Origin of the sequence: Aeromonas sp. S9(2024) (genome assembly GCF_041403185.1) — a bacterium.
In the GTDB taxonomy this organism is placed as follows: domain Bacteria; phylum Pseudomonadota; class Gammaproteobacteria; order Enterobacterales; family Aeromonadaceae; genus Aeromonas; species Aeromonas enteropelogenes.
Window position 1 is genome coordinate 224,680 of the sequence record NZ_JBGLRE010000002.1, and the last position, 20,824, is coordinate 245,503.

21 protein-coding genes are annotated in these 20,824 nt (G+C 60.6%); 16 read left to right on the forward strand and 5 right to left on the reverse strand.

Translation table 11 applies throughout. The features are described 5' to 3' along the window. The first annotated feature begins 4 nt into the window (after positions 1–4). Together rcsF and ACB028_RS04305 are read left to right on the forward strand one after the other, a co-directional pair. The gene (gene rcsF / locus ACB028_RS04300; RefSeq protein ID WP_371143598.1) at positions 5–373 is read left to right on the forward strand and encodes an Rcs stress response system protein RcsF; all 369 of its coding nucleotides are present in this window, start codon (positions 5–7) and stop codon (positions 371–373) included. Positions 374–376: 3 nt separating this feature from the next. Beyond that, positions 377–766 carry a DUF488 domain-containing protein gene (locus tag ACB028_RS04305; RefSeq protein ID WP_042027672.1) on the forward strand — a complete coding sequence of 130 codons (390 nt, stop codon included), beginning with the start codon at positions 377–379 and terminating at the stop codon, positions 764–766. Between the two features lie 93 nt (positions 767–859). Here ACB028_RS04305 and ACB028_RS04310 read toward each other — a convergent pair whose 3' ends face one another. Continuing rightward, complete coding sequence (locus ACB028_RS04310; RefSeq protein WP_042072957.1) at positions 860–1,846, reverse strand: NAD-dependent epimerase/dehydratase family protein; 987 nt, start codon at positions 1,844–1,846, stop codon at positions 860–862. Between the two features lie 269 nt (positions 1,847–2,115). On the opposite strand from ACB028_RS04310, the gene tsaA reads away from it, so the two are divergent. Together tsaA and ACB028_RS04320 are read left to right on the forward strand one after the other, a co-directional pair. Further along, complete coding sequence (gene tsaA, locus ACB028_RS04315) at positions 2,116–2,820, forward strand: tRNA (N6-threonylcarbamoyladenosine(37)-N6)-methyltransferase TrmO (RefSeq protein WP_371143599.1); 705 nt, start codon at positions 2,116–2,118, stop codon at positions 2,818–2,820. A gap of 211 nt (positions 2,821–3,031) precedes the next feature. Then, on the forward strand, positions 3,032–3,580 hold the full coding sequence (locus ACB028_RS04320; RefSeq protein ID WP_042027676.1) for a cytochrome b: 549 nt from the start codon (positions 3,032–3,034) through the stop codon (positions 3,578–3,580). Positions 3,581–3,643: 63 nt separating this feature from the next. On the opposite strand, the gene ACB028_RS04325 is transcribed toward ACB028_RS04320, so the two are convergent. Next, entirely contained in the window at positions 3,644–4,123 is a 480-nt protein-coding gene (locus tag ACB028_RS04325; RefSeq protein WP_223378539.1) for a polymer-forming cytoskeletal protein, read from the reverse strand. A gap of 399 nt (positions 4,124–4,522) precedes the next feature. Here ACB028_RS04325 and ACB028_RS04330 point away from each other — a divergent pair, with 399 nt between their 5' ends. The 5 genes from ACB028_RS04330 (at position 4,523) to ACB028_RS04350 (ending at position 8,781) form a co-directional block, all read left to right on the forward strand. Beyond that, the gene (locus ACB028_RS04330) at positions 4,523–5,197 is read left to right on the forward strand and encodes a response regulator (protein WP_042028195.1); all 675 of its coding nucleotides are present in this window, start codon (positions 4,523–4,525) and stop codon (positions 5,195–5,197) included. Beyond that, positions 5,197–6,582: an ATP-binding protein gene (locus ACB028_RS04335; RefSeq protein WP_371143600.1), complete on the forward strand. Its 1,386-nt coding sequence runs from the start codon at positions 5,197–5,199 to the stop codon at positions 6,580–6,582. The genes ACB028_RS04330 and ACB028_RS04335 overlap by 1 nt, the downstream gene beginning before the upstream one ends. Positions 6,583–6,762: 180 nt before the next feature. Beyond that, on the forward strand, positions 6,763–7,251 hold the full coding sequence (locus ACB028_RS04340) for a TIGR00645 family protein (RefSeq protein ID WP_042027681.1): 489 nt from the start codon (positions 6,763–6,765) through the stop codon (positions 7,249–7,251). A gap of 721 nt (positions 7,252–7,972) precedes the next feature. Further along, positions 7,973–8,254 carry a putative quinol monooxygenase gene (locus tag ACB028_RS04345; protein ID WP_201978229.1) on the forward strand — a complete coding sequence of 94 codons (282 nt, stop codon included), beginning with the start codon at positions 7,973–7,975 and terminating at the stop codon, positions 8,252–8,254. A gap of 98 nt (positions 8,255–8,352) precedes the next feature. Beyond that, a complete protein-coding gene (locus ACB028_RS04350) occupies positions 8,353–8,781 on the forward strand; it encodes an N-acetyltransferase (protein WP_371143601.1) in 429 nt (142 codons plus the stop codon). A 297-nt stretch (positions 8,782–9,078) separates the two neighbouring features. Here the strand turns inward: ACB028_RS04350 and ACB028_RS04355 are convergent, their stop codons facing one another. After that, entirely contained in the window at positions 9,079–10,386 is a 1,308-nt protein-coding gene (locus ACB028_RS04355; RefSeq protein ID WP_342012927.1) for a sigma-54 dependent transcriptional regulator, read from the reverse strand. A 366-nt stretch (positions 10,387–10,752) separates the two neighbouring features. Between ACB028_RS04355 and ACB028_RS04360 the strand changes: the two genes are divergently transcribed. The 5 genes from ACB028_RS04360 to ACB028_RS04380 all read left to right on the forward strand — a co-directional run bounded on the left by ACB028_RS04360 (position 10,753) and on the right by ACB028_RS04380 (position 15,171). Next, positions 10,753–11,331 carry a hypothetical protein gene (locus ACB028_RS04360; protein ID WP_371143602.1) on the forward strand — a complete coding sequence of 193 codons (579 nt, stop codon included), beginning with the start codon at positions 10,753–10,755 and terminating at the stop codon, positions 11,329–11,331. Positions 11,332–11,418: 87 nt separating this feature from the next. Continuing rightward, the gene (locus ACB028_RS04365) at positions 11,419–12,516 is read left to right on the forward strand and encodes a hypothetical protein (protein ID WP_335827564.1); all 1,098 of its coding nucleotides are present in this window, start codon (positions 11,419–11,421) and stop codon (positions 12,514–12,516) included. A 54-nt stretch (positions 12,517–12,570) separates the two neighbouring features. After that, positions 12,571–13,248 (forward strand): C39 family peptidase, encoded by a 678-nt coding sequence (locus ACB028_RS04370; protein ID WP_268856366.1) that lies wholly within the window; start codon positions 12,571–12,573, stop codon positions 13,246–13,248. Between the two features lie 7 nt (positions 13,249–13,255). Beyond that, positions 13,256–13,915 (forward strand): hypothetical protein, encoded by a 660-nt coding sequence (locus tag ACB028_RS04375; protein WP_371143603.1) that lies wholly within the window; start codon positions 13,256–13,258, stop codon positions 13,913–13,915. A gap of 59 nt (positions 13,916–13,974) precedes the next feature. Beyond that, positions 13,975–15,171, forward strand: coding sequence for a transporter (locus ACB028_RS04380; protein ID WP_371143604.1), 1,197 nt, complete (start codon positions 13,975–13,977; stop codon positions 15,169–15,171). A 139-nt stretch (positions 15,172–15,310) separates the two neighbouring features. Here the strand turns inward: ACB028_RS04380 and ACB028_RS04385 are convergent, their stop codons facing one another. Both ACB028_RS04385 and puuR read right to left on the reverse strand, forming a co-directional pair. Continuing rightward, a complete protein-coding gene (locus ACB028_RS04385; RefSeq protein WP_042027692.1) occupies positions 15,311–16,588 on the reverse strand; it encodes an FAD-binding oxidoreductase in 1,278 nt (425 codons plus the stop codon). Positions 16,589–16,638: 50 nt separating this feature from the next. Continuing rightward, positions 16,639–17,196: an HTH-type transcriptional regulator PuuR gene (puuR, locus tag ACB028_RS04390; RefSeq protein WP_371143605.1), complete on the reverse strand. Its 558-nt coding sequence runs from the start codon at positions 17,194–17,196 to the stop codon at positions 16,639–16,641. 353 nt (positions 17,197–17,549) lie between these two features. Between puuR and ACB028_RS04395 the strand changes: the two genes are divergently transcribed. Together ACB028_RS04395 and gabT are read left to right on the forward strand one after the other, a co-directional pair. Further along, on the forward strand, positions 17,550–19,013 hold the full coding sequence (locus ACB028_RS04395) for an NAD-dependent succinate-semialdehyde dehydrogenase (protein WP_371143606.1): 1,464 nt from the start codon (positions 17,550–17,552) through the stop codon (positions 19,011–19,013). 200 nt (positions 19,014–19,213) lie between these two features. Continuing rightward, complete coding sequence (gene gabT / locus ACB028_RS04400) at positions 19,214–20,509, forward strand: 4-aminobutyrate--2-oxoglutarate transaminase (protein WP_371143607.1); 1,296 nt, start codon at positions 19,214–19,216, stop codon at positions 20,507–20,509. Positions 20,510–20,824 lie beyond the last annotated feature (315 nt).

Here is a 20,824-nt window from a genome sequence, read left to right on the forward strand (position 1 = left end):
TGATATGAAACGCCTGATCCTGATGATGCCCCTGATTGCCTCCGGCTGTGCCAACTACGCCTTCAACAGCAATCTGGATAAAGAGAACTTCGACGACTATTTCAAGCCAGGCGGTGTTCGTATTTACGAACAAAACGAGCTGGCCGACCTCAACTATCTCTACCTTGGCACCGTCGAGGGGGAGTCCTGCCAGGCCGATACCAACCAGCCGCCGCCCAATGCTGGCGATGCCCGTACCCAGGCCCGCCGCCACGCCGCCGACATGGGTGGCAATGGCGTGACCATCGACAAGTGCGCCGAATTCAGCGACACCCCGGGCTGCCTGAAGCAGGTGATCTGCTACGGCCAGGCACTGAAAGTCGCCGAGGAGTAAGCCATGGCGCTGGCTATCGTCCGCCTCGGCACTCCCCGCCTCCCTGATGAGGGGTTGCGGGTGGGTACCGTGCGCCGCCCCCCTCGCGGGGTGCCCAAAGACAAGTTTGCCAGCCAGAACTGGTATGACGTCTGGTTCCCCAACCTTGCCCCCAGCAGCGAGACCATGAAGCTGGGCCAGGGCGCCGAGACACAGGCCCAGTGGGCGGCGTTTTGCAAGCAGTACAAGGCCGAGATGGCAACGCCCGCCGCCAGACACGATCTGGCGCTCCTGGCCGCCCTCTCCCACACCACCAACCTGTCGGTGGGCTGCTACTGCGAGCAGGAGTCCCGCTGCCATCGCACCATCTTGAAGGAGCTGCTGGTCGCCGCTGGCGCCAGCTTGCGCCCATAAGCAAGCTCCTGGGCACCATCATCAGCATCCCGAAATAAAGAGGGCATCCCGCAGGATGCCCTCTTTTGCATGGGTCCGGTTTCATGGCAAGCGCTATTGCGTCACGCTGAGGCGCTGGCGCAGCGCCGCCTCCTCTGCTGTCGTCATCCCGTCCAAAGGCACAGCCCCATTGTCGGCGAGCCAATGGGCCAGATCGATGGCGGTCTCCTCCAGCGGACGGAAGTTGAGCCCCTGCACGATGGCCGCCTCGGCGCTGATGCGGCCATAGCCGGCATACTCAGCCAGCCCGTTGGGCAAAAGCGTGGGATAGCTCTGCCAGGGCTCAACCCCGGCCGCCAGCATCTCTTGCCAGGGCATCCACTCGGGCTGTAGCACCTTGGCCGGTATCAGTCTCGCGGCCAGCCGCTCCACCCAGTCCGCCAGCGTGATGCCGGGCTTGACCAGGTTGAAGACTCCCCCCAACTGGCGCTCGGCGGCCCGCAGGACAAACTCGGCGCAATCGCGCACGTCGAGATATTGCAGTCGATCCTGACCATCCCCCGGCAGCAGCCAGGCCCCCCCCTGCTGCACCCGTTTTACCCACCAGGCCATGCGCCCAGTGGGATCAAAGGGGCCGCACAGCACACCGGGGCGCAGGATGCAGAGTCGTGCCCCCCAGCGAGCGCGATATTCGGCTTCGCACAATACCTTGAGCGGGCCATAGTCGGTGGGGAATTCATCCTCGCTGATCTCGTGCAGGGGCGCCGACTCATCCATCTCTGGTTGGGCAAAGTCGCGATAGACACTGATGGTGGAGATAAAGATCAGCCGCTCGCAGCGACCGAGCAGTGCCGCCGAGAGGCGCGCTGCCTGCTCCGGGTGATAGCAGCAGGTGTCGATGACAAGATCCCAGTAGAGACCATCCCCTTGCAGCGCACTCAAATCCCGGTCCCGATCGCCGGTGAGCTGAACCAGATCCCGCCAGTCCGGATGCTGGTAGTGGCCGCGATTGAACAGGGTCACCTCGTGCCCCCAGTCCAGTGCCAGCGCGGTGAGATGGCGGCCGAGAAACCCGGTGCCGCCGATGATCAGCAATTTCATCCATGTCCCTCCTGATCGGCACAGGCGCTCCCGTCTCCCCACCGATCTGTTCATCCTCTGCGGCTGATGTTGCGCAAACTGACCGCGCCGCCATCCTGCCGGCTCCTTGTCTGCCCCTACCCTACGCAACTTGGCAGCCAGACACAGCCTGCGCAGCGCCGGGATGGGACGGGGATCACGGCAGCAGACGCGCAGGGATGCTATCGGGTCATGCCTGCGTTTTGGGGCCGGTTGTGCTAAATTGCCGGGGTTTTCAGTCAGGATCCGCCATGAAGTTCGAAATCGACACCCTGGGTATCATCCGCTCTCCCTACAAGGAGAAGTTCGCCATCCCGCGCCAGCCCGGTCTGGTCAAATCGGCCCGCGCCCGCCTCGAGCTGCTGCCCCCCTACGATCAGCCGGACGTGCTGCGCGGCATCGAGCAGTTCTCCCACCTGTGGCTCAGCTTCGTGTTTCACCAGACGATGGATCAGGGCTGGCACCCGACGGTGCGCCCACCGCGCCTCGGCGGCAACGAGCGGGTCGGGGTGTTTGCCACCCGCTCCACCTTCCGCCCCAACCCCCTCGGCCTCTCCGTGGTCGAGTTGCACGGGGTTGGCCGCTCGCGCGGCAAGCTGTGGCTGGAGCTGGGGGCGGTGGACTTGCTCGATGGCACCCCCATCGTCGACATCAAGCCCTACATCCCCTATGCCGACAGCCTGCCGGATGCCCGTGGCGGTTTCGCCCCGGATGCCCCCACCCCGCCCCTGTGCGTGAGCTTCACGCCAGAGGCGGAGCAGCAGTTGCAGCCCTGGCTCAAGGCCCATCCCGAGCTGCGCCAGCTGGTGAGCGAGGTGCTGGCCCAGGATCCGCGCCCCGCCTACAAGAAAGGCAAGCCGGATGACAAGGTGTACGGGGTGCGACTGTTTGACTGCAACGTGCGCTTTAGCATCAGCGAACCCGCTTGCCAGGTGTTGGCCATCGAAGCCGCCTGAGGCTAACAGAGCCCCATCAGCGCCCGGTTTCACGAACATTTCACGCACCCGGGCGCCTAATGGCCCTGCAAACGGTGTGGTCAGGTGCTACCCTCTCCCCGGCCGCCCACGGCTGCAGTACCCACCCGCCGTTTGCCGCCCATGGAACCGGCCCGACCTCGCGCCCGGCTATGCCACACGGATGTGACGCTCTCACTGAAGGAAACCAATCATGCTGATGAATACCGAACAACGCTACGGCGCCCTCAATATCGGGCTGCACTGGCTGACCCTGTTGCTGATGATCGCCGTCTACGCCCTGATCGAATTTCGTGACATCTTCCCCAAGGGAGATCCGGGACGGGACCTGATGAAACAGTGGCACTTCATGCTGGGGCTGCTCATCTTCGCCCTGGTGTGGGTCCGCCTCTTTCTGCGCGCCATCAGCCCGACGCCCCGCATCGTGCCCGAGTTGCCACCCATGCTGAGCCTGCTGGCCAAGCTGGCGCCCATCGCGCTCTACGGCTTTATCATCCTCACCCCGCTGTTTGGCTGGCTGCTGCTGAGCGCCGGCGGCAAACCCGTCCCCTTCTTCGGCATGACGCTCCCGGCGCTGGTCGCCCCGGATCCCGAACTCAAGAAGTGGTTCAAGGAGATACACGAGACCCTGGGCAATATCGGCTATGCCCTGATCGCCCTGCATGCGGCGGCGACCCTCTATCACCACCATGTGCGCAAGGACAACACCCTGACCATGATGCTGCCGCAGCAGCGCGACTGACATCATCAGCACAGACGAGAGAGGGGGCCAACAAGGCCCCCTCTCTCTTTCTGGCAAACCGGTTCAAGCCTGCGCGACAAGCGTCTCAGCCACTTTATCCCCGGCTCCCCGGGCCTGCTCTTTTGCCTTGGGCTTACCGCTTTTGCTATCGGGCAGCGGGTTATTTGGCGGCTCGATGGTCGCCCTCTCCGCCGGTTGGGAGTGGCCAATAAAATTGCCTCCCTTGCAGATGGAGAGGGTGCCTCCCTTGAATACGCCCTGCATCCGGCCATTTTCCAGGATCTCCACCTCTTGCGAGCTGCAGGTGCCGTCCAGCAGGCCGTTGATGACGACCCTGGGTGCACTCACCTCCCCTTCGACAAAGCCTCCCTGCATGATGCGCAGCACCCCCTTGCCAATTTCGATGGTACCGTTGACGTGCCCCTGCACCTCCAGGTCACCGTCAAGCAGCAGATCTCCCTTGAAGCGGGCTCCCGCCGCGATCACGGTAGTGCCCGCCGATGCGCTGTCACCGGACTGACTCGCACGTTTTCGTCCAAACATCCTGACTCTCTCCATCAACCAAATGAGCAAAACCAGCGGCATGGGTGCCACCGGCCATAAATAGTTATCCGACCCCAACACATAGAGCAGCAGGGCCGCCCCCCAGCAGAACCAGACGATATATAGAAGGTCGCTACGCTCCCTGCCTTGCAGGCAGGCGCGCCATCTTCGGGGCTGATCTTTCATCCATCACCCTCTCTTGCTGCATGAACCGCCGGCAAGATACCGGACTGGATGCCATCAATAGCATCATGTCCGGTTTAAACGACCAGTTGACAAAAAGTCTGAAGTCGGGCTGATTCAGTCCCGATACAGGCGGGGCGCATTAGGATACGGATTGACTCTGCATGACTAACCCTTTCTAATTGGCAGCCTGGACCTCCTATGACCGCCCATATCATGAAAATTTTGTTGGTCGAAGATGACAAGCTGCTCAATCACCACCTCTCCTCCCTGCTGACCGAGGCCGACAATCAGGTCTACAGCACGGATCAGGCTGGTATTGCGCTGCACTACGCCGCTGACTATCCCATTGATGTGGCCATCATCGATCTCGGCCTGCCGGACATGGACGGCCTGCAGCTGATCCGCCAGATGCGCGAACAACAGATCCCCTTCCCCATCCTGATCCTGACCGCTCGTGGCAACTGGCAGGACAAGGTCGAGGGGCTGGAGGCGGGCGCCGATGACTATTTGGTCAAGCCGTTCCAGAAAGACGAGCTGCTGGCTCGCCTCAACGCTTTGCTGCGCCGCAGCGCCGGGTTTATCTCCCCACGGGTGAAGGCCGGTGATTACGAGCTGGATCTCTCCCGCAAGGAGCTGACCATCGCCGGCGAAGTGGCGGTACTCACCAGCTTCGAGTACCTGATTCTGGAATACCTGATGCGCAATGCCCGTCAGGTGGTTTCCAAGCAGCAGCTGCTCGATCAGCTCTACGGCGACGGCGAAGGGGACCCCAATACCATAGAGGTGATGGTGAGCCGGCTGCGCAAGAAGCTGGATCCGGAAGGGACGATTCAACCCATCTCCACCATCCGTCGCCAGGGCTACATTTTCAACCTGTCGTGCAACTGATGCGGCTCCCCCTGTTGCTGCGCCCCGTGCAGCTGCTGCGCCGCTCCCTGCACATCAAGCTGCTGCTCAGCTCGCTGCTGGTGATCGCCCTCATCATGAGCTTTGCGGTGTATGCCCTCTACCTTGCCCATGTCGAGGAGCTGAGCCAGAAGGCGAGCGCCCGGATGCAGGAGAACCTGGCCAAGCTCTTCTCCTCCACCGAGCCCTCCCAGAACAAATCCGCCGATCTTGGCCACCTCTCCCGCAATGCCGGGGATCGCAACCTCGACACCCTCATCTGCCGTGCCGACGGCGCCCTGGTGTGGTCCAGCCTGCATCTGCCCGAGGTGATCAAGACCAAGCAGACCATCTGCGGGGATCTGATGAAGTACCTGGGGGGGATGGATCTCGACTACTTCTTCAAGAAGCACACCATACAAAACGGCGAGAGCTACTTCGTCTACAGCCTGCGCTTTGTTCGCAACCCCGGCACCGGCACTACCGCCTACTACGTGGTGATGATAGATTCCGCCAAGCGCTACCACGCCCAGGCGCTCGCCTACCTCAGCCAGACCGCGCGCCAGGCGCTGCTGGCCTATATGCTGCTCGCAGGCATGCTGGTGCTCACCACCTTCTGGAGCCTCAGCTCCCTGCGCGCCATCGCCCGCCAGCTCGACGAGATCCGGGCCGGCAAGCTCGACGCCCTCTCCAGCGATGTCGAGCGGGAACTGGCCCCCCTTACCGACTCCATCAACCAGTTGCTGGAGAACGAGCGGCAGCAGACCCAGCGCTACCAGCACGCCCTCAACGATCTCGCCCACAGCCTGAAAACCCGGCTGGCGCTGATCCAGATGACCACCCGGGAGAGCAAGCTCGGGCGCGACATCCACGACAACATCAACGAGCAGATCCTCACCATGGATCAGATGGTCCAGTACCAGCTCAGGCGCGCCGTCACCGGCCGCCAGCGCCTCGCCAGCAAAGGCACTGAGCCGGTGCCCCTTATCGAGAAACTGCTGGCCAGCCTGACCAAGGTCTATCGCCACAAGAAGCTGCAGACCCAGTTTCACTTCGATGACGACGCCCTGTTTCACGGTGAGCAGGGGGATCTGATGGAGCTGATGGGCAACCTGCTCGACAATGCCTGCAAGTTCGCCATCAGCGAGGTGCATGTGACGGTGCGCCGTCAGGCCGAGCAGTTGCGCATCGAAGTGGAAGATGACGGCCCCGGCATAGAGCCGGCCAAGTCGGAGCAGATCTTCCAGCGCGGCGTGCGGGCCGACAGCTCCCCGGGACAAGGCATTGGCCTCGCGGTCGTGACCGAGATCGTCCACAGCTACGGCGGCCAGATCCGGGTGGACGAATCGCCCCTTGGCGGTGCCCGCTTTACCCTGATCCTGCCCTGACTCCCAAGGGCCCTGCCTCAGGGCCCTTGCTTTCCCCTCCTGCAATGCGGGTCGCGCCTGTCGTGTGCCCACCGCACAAATCCCCCACCGTTTTCATTCAGATACTTGTGATGCGCCCCATCTCGGTTAAGCTAGGGGCGTTTTTGTCTGTTAACCCTTTGATGGACTTGCTATCACACCATGGAAAACATGTTTGAAAGATTGATGTATGCATCGCGCTGGATCATGGCCCCCATCTACCTGGGGCTCAGCCTTATCCTGCTGGCACTGGGCCTGAAGTTCTTTCAGGAGATCATCCATATCCTGCCGAATATCTTCGCAATGAAAGAGGTGGATCTGGTGCTGGTCACCCTGTCACTGATCGATATCACCCTGGTGGGGGGGCTCATCGTGATGGTGATGTTTTCCGGCTATGAGAACTTCGTCTCGCGCCTCGACGTGGGGGATGAGAGCGACAAGCTGGTGTGGCTCGGCAAGCTCGACGCCGGTTCCCTGAAGAACAAGGTGGCCGCCTCCATCGTCGCCATCTCGTCCATTCACCTGCTCAAGGTGTTTATGAATGCCGAAAATATCCCCAACGACAAGATCAAATGGTACCTGTTGATCCATATCACCTTTGTCGTCTCCGCCTTTGCCATGGGCTATCTGGACAAACTGACCCGCAAATAAGGCTCGGCCTTCACACACTGCGGCCACCTTCGGGTGGCCGCAGTGTGTTTACTCTTCCCCCTTTCACTGCATCCAGACGCCCCACTGGCCCATTCAGGCAGCAACCCAGCCCGTGTTTAATTTATTGATCCACGACTGATTATTGCCCATTGCCTCTTTCGGAAAAGGCTTCATTCGGTATCATTGTCGCTCGACAAAGCAACGCATCCGAAGGCTCGCCATGCGCCTTCTCAGCTATGCCGATTTTGTCCGAAGCATATTGGTTCATAACAGCAGTGTGGGAGCTGTAACTCAGGGGCGGTAGCATGACCGTAGTGAGTAATCCGTGATAACAAATGTTAAACCTTGAAAAATATGCATCCTTTATATCTATAAGATCTCTTTATTATGAATAAAACTCAAATAATAAATCAATTGGTAGAGGCTGTAGATGTTCATACATTGGAGAGTTTTTCTCCTGATGATTATAGAAATTATTTAAAGAGTGAAGGGCTATTTATGGTTAATCATCACGACATTCTAGTATCATCATGTGCTGGATACCCAATTGCCTTATCACATTTAGACATATACATTGAAGAATTAAAAAACATTAGACATCTACTGCCATAATAAAATGGCACGTATTATATACTTATTTTATTCTCGTTTTTATTTTTTAAATGTCAGTTATTTACCCTGTTTATTATCAACATTAAAATATCTCTGTTTGAGGGAAGCCGTGAGCAAGGTAATACTAAAGGGATTTATTATTGTTCCTCCATCAGATTTAGCTCAGGTTAAAGATGAGCTTGCCAGACATATCCAACTGACTCGCACTGAGCCCGGTTGCCTTGTCTTTGAGGTAATTCAAGATAGCGCTAATCCATGTCGATTCGATGTCTATGAAGAGTTTGTCGACAATATAGCCTTTCAAGCACACCAAGCCAGAGTCAAATCCTCGTATTGGGGAGAGATTACGGCCAACGTAGAGCGCCATTATACGGTGACGATAGCTGAATGATTTTCAGCTACGAGAAAGTCATCATCTGTCCACGAACGCCCCATGACGCTTGACTCATCGAGTCGATCCCGTCTCCATTTTTAACCATAGAGGAAACCATGATCCGTCCATTATCTACTGCCGATTTGGATGCCGTGGTAGAGCTCTGGTATCAGGCATCCATACGGGCTCACCACTTTATCCCCGCCTCTTTCTGGCATGCACAGCGGGCGGCAATGCGGGATATCTATCTGCCCGCCAGCGAAAGCTGGGTCTATGAGGAAGGTGGCCAGCTCCTGGGGTTTGTCTCCTATCACCAAGGGGCACTCGCGGCCCTCTTTATCACCCCGGACAAGCAGTCACAGGGGCTGGGTCGCCAACTGCTTGAGCACCTCAAAAGACGATATGAGCGCCTCGATTTGAGGGTGTATGCAGAGAATGATGCAGCGCGACGCTTCTATGTCCGTAACGGTTTTACCGAGAGTGAACATCAGGTGTGCGAGCATAGCGGCCGCGCCGAAATCGTCATGCATTGGCAACGAAGTTAATCGCAGGCTGCCAACAGTAGTACCTAATCCGCCTAGCGACGCCATTGCTGGCATGCAGTGGTGAGCTTAATCCGGCCGTATTGCCGGATAACCTCTTCTGTCCCCCCATAGCCCACATCATGCGGCGACCAGCTTCGAGCTTCCGAGCACTATTCGCCTGAACAACAAGGCCACCATTGGGTGGCCTTGTTGTTTCTGGCATCTTCCGGACAAGCCACGGACGGGTTGCAACACCGCCGCCCATACTCTCGCTGGTATAGGCCACTTCCTTCACGCCACCCTGGCGGGTTCGCCAGCTTACAGCAAATCGTGCTTGTCCAGCAGGCGGTAGAGGGTCGCACGGGAGATATCGAGCTGGCGCGCCACCTCTTCCAGCTGATCCGGGAAACGGGTCAAGGTTCGTTGCAGCGCCTGGCGTTCTGCTGCTTCACGCACGGCCTTGAGGGAGTTGTTCATGTTCAGCAGCTGGGAGTCCCTGTGGATCAGCTCCATATCCTGGGCATCGATAAAGGGGCCCGAACACATGACGGCGGCCCGCTGTACCCGGTTGCGCAGCTCCCTGACATTGCCTGGCCAGTCGTAAGACTGCATGGCCTGGCGCGCCTTGCGGGTGAAGCTTATCATGCGATTGCCCCGCGCCTCGGCCAGGACCTCGTCCGCCAGCAGCTGGATATCTTCGGCTCGCTCACGCAGCGCGGGTGTGCGCAGGCGCACCACATTGAGCCGATAGTAAAGGTCCATGCGAAACGAGCCGTTGGCCACTGCCTGCTCTACGTCTATGTTGGTTGCGGCAATGACCCTCACATCGACGCTGCGGGACACATGGCTGCCCACCGCCTCTATGCTCTCCTCCTGCAAGAAACGCAGCAGGGTCGCCTGATCTTCGAGCGGCAGCTCGCCTATCTCGTCGAGAAACAGGGTGCCGCCATCGGCCGCTTCTATCCTGCCTATCTTGCGACTCTGGGCCCCGGTGAAGGCCCCCTTGACGTGACCAAACAGCTCGGACTGGATCAGCTGGTGGGGCATGGCGCCACAGTTGACGGCCACGAAGGGGCTATCTTCCCCAAACGCGCTGTAGTGCAACTCCCTGGCGACCAGCTCCTTGCCGGTGCCGCTCGGCCCGGTCACCAGCACCGGCAGGCGACAGTGCTGCAAGCGCTGGATCTGTTCACGCAGCTGACGAATGGGGACACTCTCCCCCTGAATGAAGCGCGGTTGTTCCGCTATTTTCGGGCGATAGCGCCTGATCAGCCGGGCCATGCCGAGGGCATGGCCCAGGCTGTGGGAGAGCCGTATCCGCTCGAGGGGAAAGGTGTGAAAATCATGGAAACAGGCGGCCAGCAAATTGCGCATCTCCTCACTGGCGAGGGCATCACGCTGGATCAGGCCAATCCACAGGCTGCTCGCGTGCTGCGTGATCAAGGCTGACAATGCCTCGTGCTGATCAGGCTCGATGGCCACCAGTACCAGGGGATAATCCTTCTCCTGCAACTTTCTCTCTGCCATCGCCAGTGAACTTGCCTGCTCCACCCGCCACTCGCTTTTGACCAGCAGACTCTCCAGTACGGCACATGAATTGATGAGCAATAATGCCGTTGCTGTCATATGGAAACCTCCTTGTTCGAGCTTCTTATAAGCGTGCCAATCCTGGCCCCGCAAGGTTCATGTTTTTATTTTGATAGAAATTCTCATTATCAAAGAGCTTAATTCGAGCACATCAGGTGACGATAACTATAAACCATCCCGCCTAATTGACTGATGCGCAGCAATATTGAGACAAGCCAGTCTTAGGCTGAGAAAAATAAATTCATTGATAAACAACACCTTGATGGATGACATAAAAATGCAGTCTCAAATTTGAGACAAAACGGCGCAACCTGAAAACACAAAAATCATTTAAATCAATAGGTTAAACTTTGGCACCTCCATTGCTATATCTGTAAACCCCAAGTGACAAACAATAGAGATAGCATGATGAAATATATTGTCGTGGCGATCCTTTCACTCCTCCAATTGATGAGTTCATCACAAGCGGAGAATCGTGTTGATTTGGGGTCGCAAGCGCTTGGCAATATTCGTGGCAACCTGGGCGTCAATATGGTTGCCGGCAATCACAACCAACAAGGCAACCTCGCATCTATTTCCCTCTCGGGTCCGGCCGTAATTCAGTTCAGCCAACAGAATCAATCCAGCGTCACCCCGGGCGGTCACCAGAGCGTCGCTATCCATGGCGCGGCACTTGGCCAGAACCAGGGGCTTTTGAGCATCAACCAGGCAGCGGGTGAAGCCAACCAGCAACTCAATGGCTTCGCATTGTCACTGGGCGACGCCGGGATAAGCGTCGTGACCGATGTAAATCTCGGCAACAGTATCGCCAGCCCCTCCCCGGGCCAGCTCTCCGCAAGCATGACAACCAGCATCTATCTGGATGACAACGCCCTGAGCGGCAGTAAAGGGGTCATTCAGGTGAACCAGGTCACGGGACAGGGCAACCAGGCCGTCAACATGGTTGCCCTGCCCCTGGCGGGCGCAGTAACGGCATCACCCTGATGCCGCAGGGACAGGAAGCGAAGTCCGGGGGCGCAGCACCTGCCGATGGGCGGATCTTCCCCAGAAAGTTCAATGGAGAGACTCAATATGCGTGGACTTATTTACAGCTCATTAGCCGCCGCTGTCATCATGGCGATGTCCGGCACCGCATCCGCCGAGTACCGCGGTGACAAGGATGAGACAGGGGCAACCTTGACCAAGAAGGTCAAGGCTGAGGTCGATGTGAAGTACGAAGGCAAGGTGATGGTCGGCGGCTTTGTCAACGTCAACAAGCTCGGCATGGCCGTCGTGGACAACCAGCAATCCAGCACCATGATAGGCACGGCCAACAGCAGAACGGAGAACGCAAGCAAGATTGATGGCTCGTTCCAGGGGGCATCCGGCAACATCGGCGCCAACGTGGCGGCCGGTGACTCCAACGTGCAGGGCAACAGCGTCTCCCTGGCCGCCTATGACCAGGTCGATGCCGAGTTTGTCATGGGCGGTGGCCACCCTCACGGCAGCGCGGGTGGCTCTTCGGATGCCGAGATCTTCTCCAGCCAGAGCGCCAGCATGAACTGGGCCAGCAACCAGGGGCACCAGAACAGGGCGGGTGTCGGTGGTGGCGCCTTCAAGAATGCCGCGGGCAATATCAACGCCAACGTTGCCTCCGGCTCCGGTAACGTGCAGGCCAACAACCTGGCCGCCTCGGTATCCACCGGCGCCATGGCGGTGGCCACCGTGGCCAACAGCCAGCATGTGTCCAAGAACCTGACCGAGAACAAGAGCCTGAGCGCCACCAGGACGGTGGAGAACGCCCCGGTTCACCTCAAGCTCGATGCCAAGGGTAATTACGAGGGGACGAGCAAGCAGTCCAACAATGTCTATCCGGAGATCTGGCAGGATCGTGATCACCCCAACGGCGGCAGCCTCTGGGGTCACATCGACTACGACAATCTGGACAACGACGGCAGCAAGGACTCCAAGTTCGAGTTCAAGGAAGAGGGTGACATGACACTGCACGGCTCGGTGACCGGCTACATCCCTGTGGTCAACACCTACACCGCCCGTGAGACCTTCAACCATGCCACCATAGACGGCGGCTCCTTCAATGGTGCCGTGGGCAATATCGGGGTGAACGTCGCGTCTGGCACCAACAATCTGCAAGCGAACAACCTCTCGCTGGCAGCCGGATTTGCCAAGTGATCCACCCTTGGGGGGCCTGTGTGCCCCCCATTTTTTGCCCACAAGGAGGTGTCAATGCGCTGGCTATTGCCGTTGCTGTTCAGCCCCGTCGTCTGGTCGGCGACCCTGCCGATGGGAGAGCATCTCCCGGCGCTGGGGGGGCTTGCCAAACCGGTACAGAGCATCCAGGAGCGCCGCTATGCCAATCTCGAGCGCCAGCATACCGACTTCAGCTGTGGCGCGGCGGCGGTGGCCACCATACTGCGCCATGCCTATGGCCAGGCGACCAATGAACGCTGGGTGATGGACGGCATGATGGCCATGGCCGATCCGGCGCAGGTCAAACGCTACGGCTTTTCCATGCTGGACATGAAGCAGTACGTGCAGATGCTGGGGATGCGTGCCCGGGGTTACCGCCTGAGCGATACCAAGCTGCGCCAGGTAAGGGTGCCGACCATAGTGCTGCTCAACATTCGCGGCTATCAGCACTTCGCCGTGCTGCGCGCCATCGACCGTCGTGACCGTGTCTATCTGGCAGACCCTGCCCTTGGCAACCGCATCATCTCGTTCAGGGAGTTCAAGGAAAGCTGGAACGGGATCCTGCTGGCCGTGATCGGTGCAGGCTATCGCCCGGACGCTCCCCTGGCCAACCCCTCCCCTCCGTTCTCGGCCAGAGGCAGAGGCGGGCTGTTCGCCCCGGTCAATGCAACATCCCTGCTGGACTTTGGCTTCCAGCACAAAGAGCTAATGTGAGGTCACCATGAACACCCGACCCGCCCTCTACCTCGTCTGCAGCCTGGGGGGATTGCCCCTCCCGCTACTGGCGGTATCCGATCCCCTGGCACAGCTGTCGGATCAGTTTGCACCACAGATGTCCGATAGCGAGCTGGCCGGCTTGCGGGGGCGTTATGTCAACGCTCACGGCATCCATTATTTTGGCATCGAGTTCATCTCCACCCTGACCACGGCCCAGTCCCGACAGACGGCAGCCATGAACCTGGCACTGAGCGTGGAGCAGCACACCCCCAGGCTGGATATTCGCATCAAGGAGGGGGCCAGCGCGGTCGCCACGGCCCCTGCCAGCGCCCCTGTGCAGGGGGCCGGGCTGGTGCAGGTTATGCAGCTGGAAGGGCGCGGCAACAGCTCGGTGAACCTCACCGGCATCGGGACGACGCCCCCCGAGCTGGCAGGGGAGCAGGTCTCCGCCGGCCATTATCAGCAACAGGGCGTGCTCGGCACCGCCAGTTACAGCGTCTCGGGCAACTACGCGGGCCTGCAGTTCAGCACCCCGGATGGCAGCGTCCGGCTGGAGCAGAGCCTGCGGGGCACGGACTTCAGTCGCGGCCTGCTGCAACTCAATCGGGTCAGGGGGGATGGCTTGCAGACCCTCAACCAGACGAGGATCTGGTTCTCCCGCTAGCCTCTGCTCCCCTGACGGCACGAAAAAAGGACGATAAACGACAACAAGGATCCGCTCCCATGAAACAGTCCCCCCTGCTGTTGATGATGTTGACCCCGCTGACATGCTGGGGCGCCACCGCAGAAGAAGAGGCGTTGCAACGACAGCTGGATCAGTTGCGCCAGCAGTTGATCCAGCAAAATCAGGCGCTCCACCAGCTGCAGGCCAGGCTGGAAGCCGTCAAGAGCAGCGGAGTAACCGCGACGGGCACCGGCACGGCTGCCGTGACACCGGCCAGGGCACAGCAGGAACCGGACCGTCGCAGCCCGGAGCCCGGTCGCAGCACCGAAGATCTGCTGCTGGAGCAGCACAACGTCTTCGATCGCGCCCTGACCTTCGACCTCGGCCTCTCCTACCAGCACTACAACCGCAAGGATCTCGCCCTGCGCGGCTTTCTCGCGCTGGATGCCATCTTTCTTGGCGAGATCAATCTGGACAGGGTGCGCTCCGATCAGATCAGTGCCGATCTGGTGACCCGCTACACCCTCAACGATCGCTGGCAGCTGGAGCTCGCCATCCCCTACCTGTTTCGCAACAGCAACTACCAGAGCACCGGCAAGGATAACTCCAGCCGCAGTTTCGAGGAGCAGAGCGTCAGCGACGGGGGCCTCGGCGATCTCAGCCTCGCCGTCTACTACCGGGTCATGGCCGAAGACGAGGAGTGGCCGGATCTGGTGTGGAATGTCAGGGTCAAGGCACCGACCGGCACGGATCCTTACGGCATCGAGCTCGACACCTCGGCATCGGGCAACCTGATGACCCCGAAGGAGCTCGCCACCGGCAACGGGCTCTGGCAGCTGTCGACCGGTTTCTCGCTGGTCAGGACCCTGGATCCCGCCATCCTGTTCGCCAACATCAACTATGGCCACAGCCTCAAGGAGGATTTTGACGACATCTCCTATCAACCGGGGCAGCAACCGGGCAGCGTCCAGCTGGGTGACTGGTTTGAATACGGGCTCGGAGTCGCATTCGCCCTGAACGAGCGCTTCAGTCTCTCCTTCAACATCAACCAGCGCATCACCCGCGAGTCCGAGCAGGGGGCGGAAGGGTTCGGGATGGAGAAGGTCATCGGTTCGGATGCCAACGCGGCGAGTTTTGGCATGGGTTCGACATGGGCCATCACCGACCGGCTCTCCATGGTGGTCAACTGGTCGGCAGGGCTCACCACGGATGCCCCCGACTACAGTATCGGGATCCGCTTCCCTTACCGCTTCTAGCCAAAGCACGAGGGAGGCAGCCGGTGTTGGGTTTGGCAGACATTTGGCAGACAAAAAGCGAGGGAGGCATGATGCCTCCCTCGGGTGATTCCGGGCTGACGATAGAGCCTTGCCCTTGCATCGCTTCCCGCTGGGCCGCTTACACCCCCAGGCGATCGCGCAGGGTGTACCAGGCAGCGCCGGCGGCGGTGAAGGGAATGCGGAACATGCGGCCCCCCGGGAAGGGGTAGTGGGGCAGTTTGGCAAACGCATCGAAGCGCTCCGCCTGGCCGCTCAACACCTCGGAGAGCAGCTTGCCCGCCAGATGGGTACAGGTGACGCCATGGCCGCTGTAGCCCTGCATGTAGTAGATGTTGGGGCCGATACGACCAAACTGCGGCAGGCGCGACAGGGTCAGCAGGAAGTTGCCGGTCCAGGTGTACTCCACCTTGACGTCGGCAAGCTGGGGGAAAGTTTTGCGCATCTTGGGGATGATCAGCCGCTCGATATCCGCCGGATCCCGCGCCCCGTAAACCACACCGCCGCCATAGATGAGCCGGTGATCGGCGCTGGTGCGGTAGTAGTCGAGCAGGTAGTTGCAGTCTTCCACGCAGTAGTTTTGCGGCAGCAGTGAACGGGCCCGCTCCTCCCCCAGCACTTCGGTGGTGATCACCTGGGTGCCACAGGGCATGCTCTTGCCGGCGAGCTCGGGCACCAGGTTGCCGAGGTAGGCGTTGCCGGCCACCATCACGAAACGCGCCTTGACCGCCCCCTTGGCGGTCTTCACCAGCGCAGGCTGGCCCGGCGTGATGCTGGTGACGGCGGATTGTTCGAAAATAAGCCCCCCCTGCATGCGGATCGCCTCCGCCTCCCCCAGCGCCAGGTTAAGGGGGTGGATATGCCCGCCGCTCTTGTCGAGCAGAGCGCCGACGTAGCGATCGCTCGCCACCACCTCGCGCACCCCCTTGGCATCCAGCAGCTCCAGCTTGTCGTTGCCCCACTTCTGCCAGCGGGCCTGCTGGGCCTTGAGCTCGTGCAGCTGCTTCTCGGTCTCGGCGGCGAACACCCCCCCTTCCTGCAGATCGCACTGGATGTTGTAGCGCTTGATGCGATCGCGGATGATCTGGCCCCCTTCAAACAGCATGGAACCGAGCAGCCTGGCCTGATCCGGCGGGCAGTTCGCTTCTATGGTGTCGATGTCGCGGCTGTAGGAGTTGACGATCTGGCCGCCGTTGCGACCGCTGGCGCCAAAGCCGACCCGGGCCGCCTCCAGCACCACCACCTTGTATCCCTTCTCCACCAGATGGAGCGCACTGGAGAGGCCGGTATAACCCGCCCCGATGACGCAGACATCGCACTCCAGTTGCTCGGTCAGAGTGGCAAAAGGCGCATGTTGATTGGCGCTGGCTGCGTAGTAACTGTTTACATGCTCGGTCATGATCCCTGTTTCCTTACCGGTTCTTTTCCCTAGCGAGGCATCGCCTGTCACTAGAAATTTGCCGGGGTATGCGCGCTGACGATGCGGCATGTCTGCCCCGACGGATTGCTGAAGCTGTGGGGCTCGCCCGTGTCGATCACATAGCTGTCGCCCGCTTCCAGCTGATAACTCTGTCCTGCCACCGTCAGGGTCACCGCCCCCTCCAGCACCGTGCCGACCTCTTCCCCCTGGTGCTTGACCTGGCCACCGGTGTCGGTGCCGGGGGGATAGGTCTCCAGCATGAAGCCGAGCTGGCGGCGGTTGTTGCCGTTGTGCACCAGCTTCATGGAGACCCCCTGGCTGCCCAGCTCGATCAGCTGCTCGGCCTTGATCACCACGCTCGGCACGCTCTGCTCCTCTTCGGCGAAAAAGCGCGACAGTGGCAGGCCGTAGACGGTGAGCAGCTTTTGCAGGGAGGCCACCGACGGGCTCACCTTGTCCTGCTCTATCATGCAGATGGCGCCGTGGGTCAGGCCGCTCAGCTCGGCGGCTCGCCGCTGGGAGAGCCCCAGCTGATGGCGCACCGCCGCCAGCCGCTCCCCCATGCTCTGGTATGGCAACCCGCTCATGGCAGTCCCCGGGTATCTTCGCTCTTGCCTCTTTGGTACATGATCAACCTCCCTGTCGCCGCTGGTTAAAATAGCGGACCAATCATCCCCCGGCTGTTTGCTATGTTACACAGCGCGAGCGTTCATTATTTTGCACACCCTTGATACCATCCTGTGGCACCATATGGGATAGACCGTGCGTCACAGCCCATTTTCTAGCATGCCGAACACCAATAATTCAAATATATTTAACACTTGAAAAACATTTCGGCTCACTTTATGTTCTCCCTGTGCTTATTATTTTATACGGCAGCACCACAGGGAGGGTCGGGTAACCGGCCCCCTGCTGCCCGGATCCACACTCGAGGCTTCCCATGTCAGGAACGATACCCAACAGCAGCTTGATCAAATCCCGCGCCTATATAGATGGTCACTGGTGCGACGCCGCCAGCGGCCGCACCTTCGAGGTCACCAATCCGGCCAGCGGTGCCGTGATTACCCAGGTGCCCGACATGAATGCCGAGGACACCCGCCGCGCCATCGAGGCCGCCCAGGCCGCCCAACCGGCCTGGGCCGCCCTGACCGCCAAGGAGCGCAGCAACAAACTCTACGCCTGGTTTGCCGCCATCACGGCCCACACCGACGAGCTGGCCCGCATCATGACCTGCGAGCAGGGTAAGCCGCTGGCCGAAGCCAAGGGGGAAGTTGCCTACGGCGCCAGCTTCATCCAGTGGTTCAGTGAGGAGGGCAAACGCGCCTACGGCCGCACCATCCCGGGTTTTAGCGGCGATCGCCGCCTGGCCACCATCAAGCAGCCGGTGGGGGTGGTTGCCGCCATCACCCCGTGGAACTTCCCCATCGCCATGATCACCCGCAAGGCGGGTCCGGCGCTGGCCGCCGGTTGCACCATCGTCATCAAGCCCGCCGCCGAGACCCCCCTGTGCGCCCTCGCCCTAGCGGCACTGGCCGAGGAGGCGGGCATTCCGGCCGGCGTCATCAACATCATCACCTCCCATCAGGCGGCAGCGGTGGGTGACGAGCTGTGCCAGAACCCTGTGGTACGCAAGCTCTCGTTTACCGGCTCGACCCGCATCGGCAAACTCTTGATGCGCCAGTGCGCCGACACCATGAAACGGGTGTCGCTGGAGCTTGGTGGCAACGCCCCCTTCATCGTGTTTGACGACGCGGATCTCGATGCCGCCGTGGCAGGGGCGCTGGCCTCCAAATACCGCAATGCGGGCCAGACCTGCGTCTGCGCCAACCGCATCCTGGTGCAATCGAGCGTCTACGACGCCTTCACCGAGAAGCTGACCGCCGCCGTCAAAGCCTTCAAGGTGGGGGATGGCATGAGCGAGGGCACCCAGATTGGCCCCCTCATCAACCCCGCCGCCGCCAGCAAGGTGGCCGAGCTGGTCAACCAGGCCCGGGACGCCGGCGCCAGGGTGCTGCTGGGGGGCGAGGCCCACCCCGCCGGCCCGCTCTTCTATCAGCCCACCATCCTCGGCGAGGTGAAGGGAGACAACCCCATCCTGCAGGAGGAGATCTTCGGCCCGGTGGCACCGCTGGTGCGCTTTGACAGCGAAGAGCAGGCCATTGCGCTGGCCAACGACACCCCCTATGGCCTGGCAGCCTACTTCTATGGCCGCGACATCGCCCGGGTGTGGCGAGTTGCCGAGCGGCTCGAATACGGCATGGTGGGCATCAACGAGGGGATCATCTCCACCGAACTGGCCCCCTTTGGCGGCATCAAGGAGTCGGGTCTGGGCCGCGAAGGGGCGGCCGAGGGGCTGGAGGAGTACCTCGAGACCAAATACCTCTGCTTTGGCGCCATCCGCTAGGCAGGATAACGATCACCCCACCTCACCTTCATCAAGGGAGGCGCAAACCCTCCCCTCCCAACCATGGGAAGGGGATGGGCGGGGTCTGGCCAGCCTGCCAAGGCTTGCCACCACACTATTCAAGGACGAAGTGAGCGCTCCCGCCCGGGAGGCTCGCCAACACTCAAGAGAGGGGGCAAACGCCCCCGCAGGGAGGAAAAATGAGTCATTCAGACAACCAGTCAAACCAGGCCTGGCAGGCCCGCCGTGAAGCCGCCGTGGTGAACGGCGTCGGTACCCTGCTGCCGGTCTTTATCGACAAGGCGCAGAATGCCGAGCTGTGGGACATCGAGGGCAACCGCTACATCGATTTCGCCTCCGGCATCGCCGTGCTCAACACCGGCCACAATCACCCGAAAGTGGTGGCGGCGGTGCAAGCCCAGCTGGAGAAATTCAGCCACACCTGCTTCCAGGTCACCCCCTACCCCGGCTATATCGAGCTGGCGGAAAAGTTGAATGCCCTGGTGCCCGGCTCCACATCGAAGCGCACCCTGTTTCTCTCTACCGGCGCCGAGGCGGTGGAGAACGCCATCAAGATCGCACGCGCCCACACCGGCCGCAGCGGTACCATCGCCTTCAAGGGGGGCTTTCACGGCCGCACCATGATGGGCATGGCTCTGACCGGCAAGGTGGTTCCCTACAAGACCGGCTTCGGCCCCTTCCCGGGCGAGGTCTACCACATCCCCTTCCCCGCCGACTATCTGGGGGTGAGTGAAGAGGATGCCCTGCAGGCCCTCGACCTCTGCTTCAGCGCCGACATCGAACCGAGCCGGGTGGCCGCCATCATCCTCGAACCGGTTCAGGGCGAGGGTGGCTTCTATCCCGCCTCCCCCCGCTTCATGCAGAGCCTGCGCCGCATCTGCGATCAGCACGGCATCCTGCTGATCTGCGACGAGATCCAGAGCGGTTTCTGTCGCACCGGCAAGACCTTCGCCACCGAGTATGCCGGCATCGAGCCGGACATCATGACCCTGGCCAAGAGCCTGGCCGGCGGTTTCCCCCTCTCCGCCGTGGTAGGCAAGGCCGACATCATGAACTCGGCCAAGCCGGGTGGTCTGGGCGGCACCTATGCCGGCTCCCCCATCGCCTGCGCCGCCGCCCTGGCGGTCCTCGAGGTGATCGAAGAGGAGCAGCTCAACCAGAAGGCCCAGGCCCAGGGCGAGCAGATCAAGGCAGGACTGCAACGCATAGCCGAGCGTTTTGACTGCATAGGTCAAATTCGCGGCCCCGGCGCCATGGTGGCCATGGAGCTGGTCAAGCAGCGCGATGCCGCCCAGCCGGATCCCGACCTCACCAAGCGTCTGGTGGCCGAGGCGGGCAGGCGCGGTCTGGTCCTGTTGTCATGCGGTGTGCGCGCAAATGTCATCCGTTTTCTCGCCCCCCTGACCGCCCCTGCGTCCGTGATTGACGAAGGGCTGCAAATCCTTGAAAAGTCACTGGAGGCCGTGCTGGACTGACCAGCATGAAAGTGACCGCTCACCAGTGCAAATAAATGCAATTTTGCCCCTTTTATCGCTTGTCAAGGGGGCCCTGCAAATGCACAATGCGCGGCCACTGAAAGTACCGGTGCAGCCCAGCGGCATCGGTACTTTTTTCACAGTGAACAAACCCATAAACGAGGCCGGATCACCCCCGGAAAAGATAGCGAGATTGGCAGCAATCTCCCGACACCAAGTCTTAGTGAGGAACAACATGGGGCATGTCAATGCTTTCCTGCCGGCCCTGGCCGGTGCGCGCCACCCTGGCGCCCTTGATCCCCGGGCCACTCTCCC